13 protein-coding genes and 1 riboswitch are annotated in these 15,041 nt (G+C 60.6%); of the genes, 7 read left to right on the forward strand and 6 right to left on the reverse strand.

Annotated features, from left to right (window positions below; all coding sequences use genetic code 11):
* Position 1: 1 nt before the first annotated feature.
* Positions 2-3,391 (reverse strand): multicopper oxidase domain-containing protein, encoded by a 3,390-nt coding sequence (locus tag J7573_RS06940; RefSeq protein ID WP_294331347.1) that lies wholly within the window; start codon positions 3,389-3,391, stop codon positions 2-4.
* Between the two features lie 252 nt (positions 3,392-3,643).
* Positions 3,644-3,758, forward strand: a riboswitch (TPP riboswitch).
* Between the two features lie 30 nt (positions 3,759-3,788).
* Between J7573_RS06940 and J7573_RS06945 the strand changes: the two genes are divergently transcribed.
* Positions 3,789-4,436 (forward strand): TenA family protein, encoded by a 648-nt coding sequence (locus tag J7573_RS06945; RefSeq protein WP_294331349.1) that lies wholly within the window; start codon positions 3,789-3,791, stop codon positions 4,434-4,436.
* Positions 4,437-4,438: 2 nt separating this feature from the next.
* The gene (tenA, locus tag J7573_RS06950) at positions 4,439-5,098 is read left to right on the forward strand and encodes a thiaminase II (RefSeq protein WP_110637991.1); all 660 of its coding nucleotides are present in this window, start codon (positions 4,439-4,441) and stop codon (positions 5,096-5,098) included.
* 13 nt (positions 5,099-5,111) lie between these two features.
* On the opposite strand, the gene J7573_RS06955 is transcribed toward tenA, so the two are convergent.
* Complete coding sequence (locus J7573_RS06955) at positions 5,112-5,306, reverse strand: hypothetical protein (protein ID WP_294331355.1); 195 nt, start codon at positions 5,304-5,306, stop codon at positions 5,112-5,114.
* 265 nt (positions 5,307-5,571) lie between these two features.
* On the opposite strand from J7573_RS06955, the gene J7573_RS06960 reads away from it, so the two are divergent.
* A complete protein-coding gene (locus J7573_RS06960; protein ID WP_294331360.1) occupies positions 5,572-5,715 on the forward strand; it encodes a hypothetical protein in 144 nt (47 codons plus the stop codon).
* Between the two features lie 197 nt (positions 5,716-5,912).
* On the opposite strand, the gene J7573_RS06965 is transcribed toward J7573_RS06960, so the two are convergent.
* Positions 5,913-9,095, reverse strand: a complete 3,183-nt coding sequence (locus J7573_RS06965) for a trypsin-like serine protease (protein WP_294331363.1) — start codon at positions 9,093-9,095, stop codon at positions 5,913-5,915.
* A 382-nt stretch (positions 9,096-9,477) separates the two neighbouring features.
* On the opposite strand from J7573_RS06965, the gene J7573_RS06970 reads away from it, so the two are divergent.
* Positions 9,478-10,458, forward strand: a complete 981-nt coding sequence (locus tag J7573_RS06970; protein ID WP_294331367.1) for a DNA-binding protein — start codon at positions 9,478-9,480, stop codon at positions 10,456-10,458.
* A 38-nt stretch (positions 10,459-10,496) separates the two neighbouring features.
* Here J7573_RS06970 and J7573_RS06975 read toward each other — a convergent pair whose 3' ends face one another.
* Entirely contained in the window at positions 10,497-11,006 is a 510-nt protein-coding gene (locus J7573_RS06975) for a GNAT family N-acetyltransferase (protein ID WP_294331369.1), read from the reverse strand.
* Positions 11,007-11,116: 110 nt separating this feature from the next.
* Between J7573_RS06975 and dksA the strand changes: the two genes are divergently transcribed.
* Entirely contained in the window at positions 11,117-11,524 is a 408-nt protein-coding gene (gene dksA, locus J7573_RS06980) for an RNA polymerase-binding protein DksA (RefSeq protein ID WP_294331372.1), read from the forward strand.
* Here dksA and J7573_RS06985 read toward each other — a convergent pair.
* On the reverse strand, positions 11,521-12,234 hold the full coding sequence (locus tag J7573_RS06985; RefSeq protein WP_294331376.1) for an MgtC/SapB family protein: 714 nt from the start codon (positions 12,232-12,234) through the stop codon (positions 11,521-11,523). The two genes, dksA and J7573_RS06985, sit on opposite strands and share 4 nt — an antisense overlap.
* A 385-nt stretch (positions 12,235-12,619) precedes the next feature.
* Between J7573_RS06985 and J7573_RS06990 the strand changes: the two genes are divergently transcribed.
* Complete coding sequence (locus tag J7573_RS06990; RefSeq protein WP_103447428.1) at positions 12,620-13,093, forward strand: sterol desaturase family protein; 474 nt, start codon at positions 12,620-12,622, stop codon at positions 13,091-13,093.
* Here the strand turns inward: J7573_RS06990 and J7573_RS06995 are convergent.
* Positions 13,050-13,937, reverse strand: a complete 888-nt coding sequence (locus tag J7573_RS06995) for a bile acid:sodium symporter family protein (RefSeq protein WP_159410454.1) — start codon at positions 13,935-13,937, stop codon at positions 13,050-13,052. The genes J7573_RS06990 and J7573_RS06995 overlap by 44 nt on opposite strands.
* Before the next feature lie 192 nt (positions 13,938-14,129).
* Between J7573_RS06995 and J7573_RS07000 the strand changes: the two genes are divergently transcribed.
* Positions 14,130-15,011, forward strand: coding sequence for a Dyp-type peroxidase (locus J7573_RS07000; RefSeq protein ID WP_294331392.1), 882 nt, complete (start codon positions 14,130-14,132; stop codon positions 15,009-15,011).
* The last annotated feature ends 30 nt before the right edge of the window (positions 15,012-15,041 follow it).

A 15,041-nucleotide genomic window follows, 5' to 3' on the forward strand; every position in this document is an offset into this window, starting at 1 on the left:
ATTACTTGACGCTGATGGGCGCCGTGACGCTCTGCCCCAGTGCCGACTTCACGGTGATCGTCGCCGGTGTCGCCAGGCTGCCACCGGTGGTGGTCACCGACAGCCGCCAGCGCGCCCCGCTGGAGGCCGTCGTCAGCGTCGCCGTACCCAGGTTCAGCGGGCCGCTGGTGGTGGCTGCGGTCACGCTGATGCTGTTGCCGGTGGCCACCGAGGTGGTGCCGGAGATGTCCCAGGTGTAGCGGTTGTTGCTGCGTACCTGCACCACGGCGCTGCTGACCTGGATCTGGTCCGCCACGACTGCCGGGCTCACCGCCACACTGACCGTGGCCGGTGTCAGCGAATCGGCACCCTTGGCGTCACGCGCGGTGTAGGCAAAGCTGGCGGTGAACGGGGTGTCGACCGTGGCCGGTGGGGTGTAGGTCACGGTGGTGCCATCGGTGCTGACCGTACCCTTGCCGGAATCAGGCTGGTTGAGGTCCTTGACGGTCAGCGGCAGATTGCCTTCGGGGTCGGTGTCGTTGGCCAGCACGTTGATCACGATCGGCTTGCCGGCCGTGGTCGCGGCGCTGTCGTTCACGGCCACCGGTGGCTTGTTGGCAGTGTCGGTGTTGTTGCTGGCAGTACGGAAGGTTGGCAGGCCCACCGAAGCCATGTATTGCACGCCATCCCAACCCGGCAGCGGTGTCGGCATCACCTGGAATTGCCCCGGGTGCTCGATGTCCCAGCGCAGCAGCATCGACGAGTCTTCATGCTGGGTGTTGTGGCAGTGCTCCATGTAGGTGCCGGCGAACTCGCGGAAGCGAATGGCCATTTCCACTTCACCCGAAGAGTCGGCGTCCGGGCCGATGCGGTAGACGTCCTTGCGTGCCCATTTTTCCCACTCTGGCGGCGCCTTGCCGTCACGGCTGAGGATCACGCCTTCCTCGAAGTGCACATGCACCGGGTGGCTCCAGCCGCTGCCGCCGTTCTTGATCTTCCACACTTCCAGGGTGCCGTCGCCGCTGAAGCCGCCTTGGGTCGCTTCGCTGGCCAGCTGTGGCGCGGCAGAGATGCGCCGTGGGTCCATGCTGTAGCCGAAACCGCCGTCGGTCTTGATGGTCCAGGGGGTGGTATCGGTGCCGTCGGAGCGGCCGAAGATGAACTCACGGTGGCGGGCGGCCTTGATCTTGGTCTGGTCGGCGGCAGCGGTGCGGTCGATGGTCAGCGGGATCATCTTCAGGCCTTCGGCCTTGCCCGGCTTGGCCGGTTCGTAGGCGCTCGGGTCCATGCTGACATCCTGGCCGCTGTAGGGCTGCACGACCAGTTGCATGACCTTGCCGACTACCGGGTCACCCTTGTCCCATTCAGGCCCGTTGCTGGTCTGCTTGATCACCGCCTTGTACTTCTCGGACAGCACATCGGCCAGCGAGATGGGCTGTTTCGGGCCCTTGCCGGTTTCGTGCTCCATGATGTTGACGATGTACAGCTTGTCGCCGACCTTGATGCCGTTCTTGGCGAAGTTGATGATGATGTCGTAACGCTCGGCGATGCCTTGCAGCGGCAGGATGGCGTTGTTGTCGTCGGTCTTGCCGTCGCCGTTGAGGTCCATGGTGCCGTCGAACGGCACGGCGTGTTCCATGATGTTGCCGTCGTTGCCAATCATGTGGAACGGCACCCGGGCGTACGACACGTTGGAGCCGGAAGGGCCCTTGAACTCACCACCGTTGCCGGCGATTTCACGCACCACGGCAAACTTGAAGTAGCGCGACACCGAGCCGTTGAGGATACGGAAGCGGTAGCTGCGGGCGCGGACCTTGAGCTTGGGTTGGTACTGCCAGTTGACCAGCACCTGGTCGCCGAGGAAGCCGTCGGTGTTGAACGGGTTGAACCACAGCTGGCCGTTCTGATCCCAGGCCTTGTCGGCGATCACCAGGTTCACGTCGTAGTCGCGGTTGCCCCACGGCATGGCCGAGCCGCTGGGGAAGCGCAGGTTGACACCGTCCTGCAGCGCTTCGTTGCCGCGGTCGATGGCGCTGTAGTAGTTCATCATCACGGCGTTGCCCTTGTAGACGTTCTGCGCCGTGAAATCCATCATGTGGTCGTGGAACCAGTGGGTACTCATGGTTTCGTGCCAGTCGCCACGAATCTTGATGCTGCCGTTCTCGCAGGTCTTCAGCCCCGGGTTGGCGTCGTTGACGAACAGGGTTTCACCCGGCGAGCAGGGGAAGGCGGCGCGCGGGTCTTCGGCACGGGTGTTGATGGTGTCGTAGCCGGCCAGCTGGATCGGCCAGCGGTAGTCATAGTACTGGCCAGGGAAGAAGTAGGCGTTGGCGAAGCCATCGCTCTCGGCCGGCGAGTGACCGTTGTGCTCGTGGGTTGAAATGGTGTGCAAGCCGAAGCCGGCGTTGGCCGCCGGGTCGATTGGCAGCGCGTTGTAGTGGCGCATCAGCACCGGCTGGCCATAGCGAACCATCAGCAGTTTCGGCGGGAAGGTGCCGTCGAAGGTCCATAGCGACTTGTGGTTCTGCAGCGGGAAGTTCGGGTGGAAGCGGGTGTCGATACCCTTGGTGGTGCCGAGGGTGGTCGGGATGTCCGAGGTCTGGTAATACAGCCCGCCTGGCGCGAACTCGCCGACAGCATAGTTGTGCAGCTGTTTGCGGTCACGCAGCCCCTGGTTAATGCGCGCACCTGCCTGCGCAGTCTTGAACGCCGCCTGGGGGTAGAACTCGTTCCAGCGCTGGTGCGACCAGCCTTTTCCTGGTGGCCGGCCTTCAGCAGGCGAGCCAACCGAGTTGCGGTTGAGGAACAGCTCGATCTGCGCCTTCCACGGGTTGCGGTCGAGGGTGTTGGCGTACTGGGACGGGAACGGGTACAGCCCCGGTTGCTTGAGGAAGGCTTCCAGGGCATTGCCGTTGGGGCTGCTGCGGGCGACCACATTGGGGTCTTGAGCAGGTTCTGGGCCCAGTGTGGGGACCGGGAAGGTCAGCGAAGGGGGCGGCAGGTTGGGGTCGAGTTTCTCCGGGCCGAATTCCTCGAACAGCAGCAACTGCTGGGTGAACGGCTGCGCCCCGAACAACGGGCTCGGCTTGCCGTTGGTAGGGTAATTGCGTGAAGTCTGCAGAGCGGGCGGCAGCACGTTGTCGACGCGGTTGGTCGCGCGAGTGCCGTATACCCCGTTTTGCAGTTCCAGCGAACCTTCGTTGGCTTCGGGCAGGTTGAACAGGTTGAGCAGCGCCGGGCTGGGGTCTGCTGGCTGGTCATCGAAATGCGAGGGGTCCGTCGGCGGCGGCTGGCTGACATCATCCAGCGAAGAGGCCATGGCTGAGATCAGCCCGAAGCTGAGCATCAGCGCGGTCACGGCAGACAGTTTGAAGGCGTGGCTGTTGGGGTTGATCACGGCAGGTGTTTTCATTGCCTGGTGCCTCGCTCGCGGCTAAATGGCTATGGGCCATCAATGGCGTATTGCCGGGTTTTAATGGCCTGAGCAACGGCTGTGCCAACAGATGTTTCGGTAATACTTTGTTAAACAACTCCTTGCGGCGCCTGAGGCGCGCTAAATAACAGGGTGTCAAAGACCGGGTGTAGGCCCCCGAAACTGGGCAGGGTTGGGGCCCAACTCCGGTGATGGAGTGGGTGACAATTGGTGATGGGCGCTGTATACCTGTTGCCCACCAAGGGGAGCCCGGCAACGGGCTGAGAAACCGCTGACAGCTGTAGCGCGGTGACCCTTCGAACCTGATCCGGATAATGCCGGCGAAGGGATGGGACTGCCGACCTGCCTTTTGCCGGCCTCACTGTGAGGCCACACCATGACCGAACGCTTCAGCGAAACCCTGCAACGCCAGAATCAACCGACCTGGTCGGCCGCCGTCGGCCACCGCTTCGTCACCGAACTCTGCGCAGGCAGCGTCGCCGACCCGATCATGGTCCGCTACCTGGTCCAGGACCACCGCTTTCTCGACAGCTTCCTGACCTTGCTCGGCGCCGCTATCGCCACCGCCGACACCTATGAGGCCCGCCTGCGCTTCGGCCGCTTCGCGGGGATGATCTCCAGCGACGAGAACACCTATTTCCTGCGAGCCTTCGAGGCACTGGACGTCAGCCCGGCGCAACGCACCGAGCCCGCAGACACAGCACCTACCGCCGGCTTCAAGGCCATCATGCGCGAGGCCGCGGCCACCCGTTCCTACGCCGCCGCGCTGGCCGTGCTGAACGTTGCCGAAGGCCTGTACCTGGACTGGGCCCTCAAGGCACCGAAGCCGTTGCCGGCCAACTTCGTCTACGCCGAATGGATCACCCTGCACGACAACCCGGCGTTCTGCGATTTCGTTGCGTTCCTGAAGTCCGAACTGGACCGTGTCGGCCCCGAGGAGGCCGCATTGGCCAGAGATTTCTACGCACGGACTGTTGAACTGGAGCTTGCCTTCTTCGACGCCATCTACACCGAGGAGGCGTGAGCATGGATATTTTCGAGCGTTTGAAGGCCGCCACTGCTGGCCAATGGAACAGCTATGTCGATCACGACTTCGTGCGGCAGATGGGCGAGGGCACGTTGTCGGAAGAAGCCTTCCGCACCTACCTGATCCAGGATTACCTGTTCCTCATCCAGTTCGCCCGCGCCTGGGCCCTGGCGGCCTACAAGAGCCGCCTGCCGGCGGACATCCGCGCCGCCCAGGCCGGCCTGGCAGCCATTCTCGACGAGACCGAGCTGCACCTGCGCCTGTGCGCACGTTGGGGGTTGTCGCAAGCCGATATTCAGGCAGCCCCCGAGCACCAGGCGACCGTGGCGTACACCCGTTACGTGCTCGACTGCGGCGCGGCCGGTGACCTGCTCGAACTGCATGTGGCGTTGGCGCCGTGCGTGATCGGCTACGCCGAGATCGGCCGCACGCTGGCGGAGCGCATTGGTGACCTGAGCGACCACCCTTACCGGGAATGGATTGGCGAGTATGCCGGCGAGGGCTACCAGGGCGTGGCAGCGGCGGCGCGCAAGCACCTGGATGAACTGGCGGCGCGGAGCATGACCGAGCAGCGGTTTGTGGAGCTGGCACAGATCTTTGGCCAGGCTTCGCGGCTGGAGGCTGATTTCTGGCAGATGGGGCTGGATGGCGTTGACTGAGTGCCGGCTGGCTTCAGTCAGGCTGCTTCATTGAGGTTTTGTGAATCGCCGTGCACATGTACCGCACGGCGATTCGATCGCGTTCGGGCAGGGTGCGGTAGTGGTCGATGAGGTTGGCCTCTTCCTTGTTCAGGCGACGCAGGAACAGGCGTTGGTTGAATGATGTGAAAGCACGGAGGATGCGGATCAGAACGGGATCGATTGCCATGGAATCGCCTTGCATGATTATGGGCTCTCGTCCGTGAGACTTTCCCTACTTTGTCAGGGGATAAAGGCGAAGTCTAGCGATTTTGGTCAATGTTTTGAGTGATTGGGCTGCTGCAGGCAGCCCAAGCTTTTATCAGCCAGGGAGAAAAATCCTGACTTGCCGCTCTCCTGGCTGGCGCGTTGTGTGGCCTGTCATTCAATTTGCCAGCCAGTATCTCCCTCCTGCAGATAGCCGCGGAGCGCTCAATGGGCGTACCGAGAGCAGCGTGGACTTGAGCTTCCGTGCCGGCGATGGAGTGATGCGCTATCGGTTGAATGCCGAAAAAGCGTTTGACCCCATCACCCAACAACCGTTCAAGGACTGCAGGCTGCCGCGCGGGCTGTTGCAGGTGGCGCAGCAGGTCAACTGATTCAGTGCCTTGAGGTCGACGCTGGAGTCGACAGTGGGCTTGAGCATGGGGATCACCTTTTGTTCTTGTAGTGGTGAATAGTCCTGAAGGAGAACCATCTGGCCGGGTTTCGGCGGCAGCTGACTGTAAGGCGCGCCCGGCAGCGGGCGCCTCTGGGAAATGCTTGATGGGATATCGAGTCTGCTTATGGGCCTGGGCTATTGTGCGGGAGCCGCCAACCAGTCGAGTGGGGCGCTTGAGATGATCCATGACTTGATGCCACCTCGGTACCAGAACACATTGTGATATCCGAGCTGGATGGCCCTGAGCGCGCTGTTGTAGCTCATCCAGCAACTGCTGTTGTGGCAATAGAAAACGAGCTCTGCAGCCTTGTTGCCGTGCGTGAGCCTGCTCAAGTCTGTGCTGAATCGTTGCTGGACTGCATCGCTGAAATCACCTCCTTCAGCCGAATAGCTCAGGTCTATGGCAGTTGGGATGCCGGTTTGCGTGCGAATCGAGGAGATCACAACAGGTGGGTTGGGCCCATTGAGTTTGCCTGACAGCTCTTTTGTTCCAATGACATTCCCGCCAGGGATGGACGCAGGAGTGTCGCCACCGTAGTTGGGGCCGGCATGCAGGGAGGAGGTTGGTACGGCGTCAGACTCCGGGAAGTCCGAATCCTGCAGCGCGTCCAGGTCTGCTGAATAGGTGTAACGGAAAAAGTCGTTAAATGCCTTTCCGCTTTCGGTCAGGTTCATGAACTTCCGAGAAACATTGATTACACGGTTGCGCTCATCCACCTCGAACAAGTCGCCGCCCACAACAATAGCATTAAGCTTGGGCATGACCATTGTGTCGTCACGTTTAGCGAGCGACTTGAGGTCAATTTTCTGGAGGTAACTCAACGTCCAACTGCTCTCCTGAAGAATGGCTTTGTCGCATTCTGTAATGCAGGACTCGCGAGCCTGCTCCACGCTCCTGATGAAATCGTATGTTTCGTCGAAGTCCTTCTTCCAAAAGCCTAATTTACTTGGAGTGTCCGCGTACGGGCTTTTTTCTGGAGAGCGCCCTGCGGCGCTGCGGGCGGTCTTTATCATTTCCAGGCTTAATGAGCCCGTGTCGCTGTATAAGCTTTCAACCTGCTCCCTGAATGCTCGCGCAACTGTGGAGACGCCTGGGTTGGATACCCTTTCATTCTTGAAGTACTTTTGCGATGTTAAAAAAGATTCGTTTTCTTTCAGAAGAGGGGCCATTGTATCCTTGTATTTTTCATACATCAGCGCCTTGAATCTTTGGCTTTGAAATAGTAGCTTTTGTGAACTGCCTTGGTATCCCGTTTCAATGGAGTCGTTTATCCCCATAACCTCGAACCGGTTCTTTTCGGGATTCCAAACCAGTAGCGGCCCGCCTGAGTCGCCAAACCACGTGTGGCAAGCGTGCGAGAAGACAATATTTTGTTGTTCCGCCGAGTATTCGTGACTGCCGAGTTCCAAAGCGCAAGTCTTTATGGAGGGCGCGGCGAAACCTACGCGCTTCATCGAGACTTTTTCCAAGTCACCTGGATAACCAATGCTTGCGATAGCAAGGTGGCTGTAATTTGAGAGCTCAAGGTCGTCCGCAAACTCCAGTGGAGTGACTGGCAGTTTTGGGGGGTGCTCCAGGTGGATGATCGCCCAGTCATCATTCCCCTTTTTGGTTCGCTTGATGATGGTGGCGGGTATGACTTCCTTGGTCGTGGCGGATCGCTCAATGATCACGCTAATTGCATCATGGTCGCTTTTGAAGCAGTGCCCAGCTGTTGCAACAAGGCTTGAACTGAGGACAAATGCGCCACTGCACGTATTGTCTCCAATTTTTATATGCACCAGGGCGTCATAAGGTTGGATGTCCAGTTTCGTGATGAATTGGCGATCCTCCTGTATCGCTATGTCCTTCCAGGTTGAAGGGACGGGGATGAGCCCTTCGGCAGGTAAAGGCAGGGCAGGGCTTTCGTCGAGAGAAGCCAATGCAGATTTTTTTACGAAACCGACAATGCTGTACAAATACTGTCGATTCGGACGATAGGTTCTCTTGTTGTCGAGGAAGTCTTCGACAGCGTCGCTGTCAATTATCTTGTAGTAACTAAATTCATCAGGGTAGCGCCGTCGGCTGACCGCGATCACGCCGAGCCACCCCTTTTCCTCTGCTTCAGAAGCGTAAACCAAGCGTAGGCTGCCGATGTCATGCAGAATGGGTGAGTCTGCATCGGGTTTTGCATGTACCTGAACGACTCCCAAACTCAAATATCTGGTGCCTGGTGCGTGCCGGAAGCCCCATGGGATGTCCGAGCCGTGGTCGATGTTATCAAACAGGACTGTGCCGCCATATTTTTGATTGTTCGGCGTGCCGTCGGGGCTTTTGAGGGCTGCTGCGATCTCTGCCCAGTGCTGTTTTGCAGCCATGTCCTCGCTGTGCTCGACCAGGCGCCATGTTCTCTTAATATTCCCAGCATCAGCAGCCTTTTCGTACCATGGGAAGGCTTCATCATGGAATTTATTTTTCAGGCACGTTTCGTAATAAATATCCCCAATGTAGAGCATGGCATCGGTATCGCCTGACGACGCCTTGGATAGAAGGGTTTCAAGGTTGTGGGCAGACTCTACCCATTTTCTTGCCTTGTTTGGATTTTCCGGTATGCCTGTATTGTCGATGTATAAGCAGCCGTAGACCTCGCGAGCTTTGCTGGAGGCTGCATTATTCTTCAATCCCTCGGACAGCCACTTCTCGATCTTTTCATTTTTAAATTTCAGTAGTGGTGAGTCTTTAAACATGCTCGGGTAAGCGGGGTCGAAGTCCACGAACGCAAGTCCGAGTTTCTCTGCTGCTTTGGCGTCACCACGATTTGCTGCTGCTTGGGTGGCAATCAGGTTTTTCTCCATCTCCCACCAGTACACCGCATTTTCGAAATCGGCAGGTACATCACCGCTGCCTTTTGCATAGACCGCCTGCAGTTCTTTCGCTGCCAAGGTTCGCAGATCTGGATCCTCTGACGCCTTGGAAAGAAGCTCTACGGCGCGTGCGGCGTCGAGCTTCACCTCTTTGGCGTTCTTCTCACCCTTTAGTCGATGCAGATAGGCCAGGCCGAGGATATACGCTGATCGGGTGTTTCCCTGCATCTGCGCTTTAGTCAGCCACTGCATTGCTTGCTCGGTGTCGACTACCCCCGTTTTACCCGTAATCAGGATGTATCCAGCCTGGGCCTGGGCCTCGACGTCACCTTGCTGCGCAAGTGGGAGGTATTGCTCCAAGGCAGCGTCAAAATTGCCTTCATCGAACGCTTTTGCTGCCTCGTCCATGCCTGCGCTCACCGGCAACGCGGTGATGGTAAGTGCAAGCAGCAGAATGCGTGGCAGTCGTGGCATGTCACTCAATTGCTCAACCTCTGCGCGTCAGTGATCAGGCCTGCTGCAGCTGCGAGGAAGCAGCCCGGCAGTCATCCTCGGCGCGCCGACTGCAGAGGATCGAGGTGGTTACGTCAAGCCACCTGGTCGATCAAAGCTTCGCCCTGAGTGGAGTTTAGTTGAGGCTATTGGGAGTCATGCAGCGTTTGCTGTGCGAAGGGGATCGTTACAGCGTTGGTTCCTAGCGCTGATCAGCGATCGAATAGCGCAGCTATTCATCTGTAACATGCGATAAGCCGTGATTATTAATCCTTAGATTTAACTTGAAATATTACCTGGCAAGGAACAAAATCCCCACGTAAATACATGGTACGTATCATGTTATGAAATCGTAGGAGCAGACATGGCCCGGGGCGGTATCAACAAGGCGGTAGTGCAGCAGGCGCGGCAGGTGCTGATCGCCCGGGGCGAGTACCCCAGCATCGATGCGGTACGTATCGAGTTGGGTAATACAGGATCGAAGACCACCATCCATCGCTACCTGAAAGAACTTGAAGGACCCAAGCCTGTAGCACTGCAGGGGCAGGCTGCGCTGAGCGATTCACTGACCCGGCTGGTATCGCAATTGGCCGCCCAGGTGCAGGAAGAAGGTGACGCCCGCGTCGAGCAGGCCGAAGCCGCGTTCAACGAACAGTGCGAGCAGCTGGAGGCGAAGTTGCAGTTGGCGCAGCAGGCGCTAGCCGCCGCGCACCAGCAACAGCAGATCCAGGCTGCTGCGCTGGCTGCCGAGTCGGAGCGTCTGGTGACTGCACAGAACTCGCTTCAGGCCGAACAGTTGCGCAGCGCCAGCCTCAATCAGTCGCTTGGCGAACTGCAGGTGCGCCTGACCGACAAGGAAGAGCAAGTACGCTCGCTGGAGGACAAGCACCGCCATGCCCGTGAAGCGCTGGAGCATTACCGCAGCGCCAGCCGCGAGCAACGCGAGCAGGAACAGCGCCGCCACGAAGCGCAGACCCAGCAGTTGCAAGTGGAGCTGCGCCAGTTGCAGCAAGGCATGATCGTCAAGCAGGACGAACTGACCCGCCTGCACCGCGACAACGAACGGATGCTCGGCGAACACCGCCAGGCCAACAGCGAATGCAAGGTCAAGGACGAACTGCTCGAGCAGCGCGACGCGCAGATCCAGGGCTTGCGGACAATCCTCGCGCAAGCGCAAGGCGCCAGTGATGAAATGCGCCGGCAACTGCAGGTACAAACCCAAAGCCTGGAAGACAACCGCGCTATCAGCACGGAGCAGGGCAGGCAGTTGCAGTATCTACAGGATGAACTGCGCAAGCGCGGTGAAGCGCTCGCTGCCTGCCTGGCTCAGAAACAGCCGGGTTAGTGCCTGCCTGCATTGGCAGCCTTCAGCCTTAGGCAGTGTTAACCGTGCAGCGGCATGCGCATCGCGCAGCGCCCTGACAACCCATGGGCGCGCTCTGTTGCCAGGATGCCCTGCAACCTGGCCCCGAGGTGCTGTTCATCGAGCACCTCAAACCCGTACCTCACATAGAAGGGCGCATTCCAGGCCACCTGCGCAAAGGTGGTCAAGGTCAACTCCACAGCACCCCGATGCCGCGCCACGGCACATGCCTGGTCCAGCAACTGCCTGCCGATACCTTGCCCCTGCGACTGCAACCATACCGAAAGCTCGTGCACATGCAGTGCCTGGCCTTCCAGGCTCAGGCATATAAAGCCCAGGGCTTGACCCTGATCATCCTCGGCCAACCAGCTGCCCTGATCGTCAATGAAGGCCTTGTGCGCCCTTGCGTCCAGCCCCTCGGCCGTTGCCAGCCAGGCCAGTTCCGGCAGCTGCAAGAACGCTTGTGCGGCTGATTGCTCGACTGCGATCAGCTGGGCGATGTCTGGAAGCAAGGCGGGGCGTATGGGCATTGGATGTTCCTCGATGAGCTGGCAATAGTCTGCGGTGACTTGAGCAGGGCTTGCAATGAGCGGGTTATAACGTAACATTCTCGCTTCCCCAGCTACGCGAGACTGCCTTGATGACTGAAGAAGAACTGCTGCGCCAGGCGCCCGCAGCCTACATGAACGAGGTTCAACAGCAATTTTTCCGCACGCTGTTGCTTGGTCAGCGTAGCGACCTGCAAGCCCGTATCGATGTCGAGTTCCAGGCCCTGCGCGAGCAGGAAGTGCACAGCGACCCGGCCGACATCGGCAGCGCCGAGGAAGAACGACAGTGGCGGCTGCGCTCGCTGGAGCGGGAAAAAAAGCTGCTGGACAAGATCGACCAGGCGCTGGAGCGCCTGGCCCGGGGTGAATATGGCTGGTGCCAGGAAACCGGTGAGCCGATTGGCCTGCGCCGCCTGCTGCTGCGCCCCACGGCAACGCTGTGCATCGAAGCCAAGGAGCGCCAGGAGCAAAAGGAGCGGCACCTGCGCGAAGAGCGTTAGTCCGCTGCCAGTGCCTGTGCCTGCAATTGCCAGCGTACCGAGCTGACACCTTTCTCCAGGCTCACCCGGCCTACCAGCCGCTCCAGTTGCGCCGGCGCCTGCGGGTTGCCGAGCAGCTCTGCACGCACTTCCAGGCGGGCCGGGTTGGCCAGGTCTTCGCTGTGCAGCGACTGCAGGCGCAACTGTGGGTCGCCCAGGCTATGCAGCATCAGGCTGCGCACCTGGATCTCATCTTCGGCGCGACAGACGATGCGCACCTCGAAACGTTGTTCGACCTCGCTGGCTGGCAACACCTCCTGGCGGTCGAGACGCTGGGCGATATCGCGCAGCAGGATATTGGCACACAGCACCATCAGGCTGCCGATCGCAGCCTCGAGCAGCAGCCCGAGGCTGCACAATACACCAACGGCCGCAGTGCACCAGAGCGTGGCGGCGGTGTTCAGGCCACGCACATTGAAGCCGTCGCGCATGATGACCCCGCCACCCAGAAACCCGATACCCGACACCACGTAAGCGGCCACCCGCGAGGCATCGTTGGGTGCCATGCCAGGTACCGCCTGGGTCATCAGCACGAAAAGGCAGGCACCGGTGCTGACCAGTGCGTTGGTGCGCAGCCCTGTCAGGCGCTGACGCAGTTGGCGCTCGGCACCGATCAGGGCGCCGAGCAGCAGGGCAATGCCGACGCGCAGCAGAAAGACTTTCCAATCCATAGCAAACCTCTTCCACGGGCACACGCCCGCACGGTTGAATAACCAGAAAATGCGCAGGACCACGAAAGGGAAGAGGGGGGGAAAGCCTTCAAAGGCTGGAGAATTCCACCGCCTGGCCAATGGCGAGACAGTGGCAGGAAGCTGCCGGACTAGCTCGCCGTGTGGGCCTGTCGCAAGCGACTGGGGCTACTGTCCAAAGCAGGACTCCTGTTCAAGGATGCGAAATTGCGTCGCGGACCTTACGCCGCCGTCCACACGGGGTCAAGGGCAGAAACATGACAAGGGATTCATCAGGAAAAGCCCTACAGCCGGTCACACCTGCATGGAAATAAGCCTGGGTAATCGGTACCCTTGCGCCATTCTCCGCCATACCCCGGACCGTTACATGCTGTTCAATCTCGCCGTGCTGCTCGGCACCCTGGTGGCCATGGAAGGTGTCGGCACGCTGGCTCACAAGTACATCATGCATGGCTGGGGCTGGTGGCTGCACCGTTCACACCACGAGCCGCAGCTGGGCATGCTGGAAACCAACGACCTGTACCTGGTGGCCCTGGGGCTGATCGCCACGGCGCTGATCGCCCTGGGCAAGGCCGGCCATGCGCCCTTGCAGTGGGTAGGCGCTGGCGTGGCCGGGTATGGGGTGCTGTATGTGCTGGCCCACGACGGCTTCTTTCACCGGCACTGGCCGCGCAAGCCGCGGCCGGTCAACCGCTACCTCAAGCGCCTGCACCGTGCCCATCAGTTGCACCACGCCGTGAAGGGGCGCACGGGCAGCGTATCGTTCGGCTTTTTCTATGCGCCGCCGCTGAAGGTGCTCAAGCGCCAGCTGCAGGCGCGGGTGCCACGCGACCGCGGCTGACCCACCAGCCAAACCCTGCTGCGGTGAAGAACATGATCAGGCTGTACAGCGCGGCTGGTACGGCCATGGTGGCGTTGTTCAGCAGCGATGGGCTCAGCGCCAGGGCGATGGCCAAGGTCCCGTTGTGGATGCCGATTTCCATGCCGATGGCGATGGCCTGGCGCTTGGGAATGCTCAGCAGGCGCGGTACCCAGTAGCCGAGCGTCAGGCTGATCAGGTTGAACAGCAAGGCTGCCAGGCCCACCACCGGGGCATATTCGACGACGGTCTGCCAGTCCTTGGCCAACGCCAGCACGATGGTGAATGCCAGGAACAGCGCTGCCACCAGTTTCATCGGTTTTTCCATGCGTGCGGCAAATCGCGGTGCCCAATGGCGGATCAGCATGCCCAGGGCCACCGGCAGCAGGACGATGGCGAACACCTGCATGACCTTGGCGAATTGCAGTGGAATTGCCTGGTCCGACGTCATGAACCAGGCCAGCGACAGGTTCACCAGCAGCGGCATGGTCAGGATCGCGATCAGCGAATTGACCGCCGTCAGGGTGATGTTCAGCGCCACATCACCATGGGCGAGGTGGCTGAACAGGTTGGCCGTGGTGCCGCCCGGGGACGCGGCCAGCAGCATCAGGCCGACCGCCAGCGCCGATTCCAGGCCAAAGCCATTGGCGATCAGGAAGCACACCAGCGGCAACAGCAGAATCTGGCAGCACAGGCCAACCACCACCGGTTTCGGGTATTTCACCACGCGGGCGAAGTCGGCCAGCGTCAGGGACAAGCCGAGGCCGAGCATGATGATGCCCAGCGCCAGGGGGAGGAACGCAGTCAACAAGGGTGAGGCGGTCATGGGCAGGCACTCGGGCAAGGGATGCAGGCAGTCTAGGCCGGCCTTGCGGGCTGGCTAATCGCAATGCGCCAGTACTTGGTAACCGTTTGTTACCGGATAACCGGCAGACCTTGGCTCACAGCGTCTCCCTGCCGCGTTGCGATAGACGCCCCGGCGCAGTAGCATTCCGCTTTTGCCGAGGATTAGTCTGTCATGCCGTTCCAGCAAGGTCTGCTTGCCACCCCCGTGCCGGCCCACGCCCGTCACCTGTTCTTCGCCTTGCATTCGCCCGAGGCGCTGTCTGCCGTTCTGGATGCACTGCTGCCGCAGGTGGATGGCCAGAGTCTGATCCTCGGTATCGGTGCGCCGTTGGTAAAAGCCCTTGGCCGCGACATCCCTGGCCTGCGCGCCTTCCCGCAACTCGATGCCGCGGTGGAAAACCCGAGCACCCAGCACGCCCTGTGGCTGTGGCTGCGCGGCAACGAACGCGGCGACCTGCTGCTCCAGGCCCAGGCACTGGAACAGGCGCTGGCCCCGGCACTGCGCCTGGCTGATAGCGTCGATGGCTTCCTGCACCGCGGTGGCCACGACCTGACCGGTTACGAAGACGGCACCGAAAACCCGGTGGATCAGGATGCCGTGGACGCTGCCATTGTTGCCGGCGAGCAGCCAGGCCTGGCCGGTTCCAGCTTCGCCGCCTTCCAGCTGTGGAAGCATGACCTGAAGTACTTCAAGTCGCTGCCCCAGGCTGACCAGGACAACATCATCGGCCGCCGTCTGAGCGATAACGAAGAACTCGACGACGCGCCGGAATCGGCCCACGTCAAACGCACCGCCCAGGAAAGCTTCGAGCCGGAAGCCTTCATGGTGCGCCGTTCGGTCGCCTGGGCCGACAGCCGTGGCGCCGGCCTGGCGTTCGTCGCCCTGGGCCACAGCTTCGATGCCTTCGAAGTTCAGCTGCGGCGCATGAGCGGCCTGGAAGACGGCATCATCGACGGCCTGTACCGCTTCAGCCGGCCGCTGACCGGCGGCTACTACTGGTGTCCACCGATGGCCGAGGCGGGTCTGGACCTGCGCGCGCTACTGCAGGCCTGATTACAAACATCCAGATACAGGATCACCTGC

It is taken from the genome of Pseudomonas sp. (assembly GCF_017744435.1).
In the GTDB taxonomy this organism is placed as follows: domain Bacteria; phylum Pseudomonadota; class Gammaproteobacteria; order Pseudomonadales; family Pseudomonadaceae; genus Aquipseudomonas.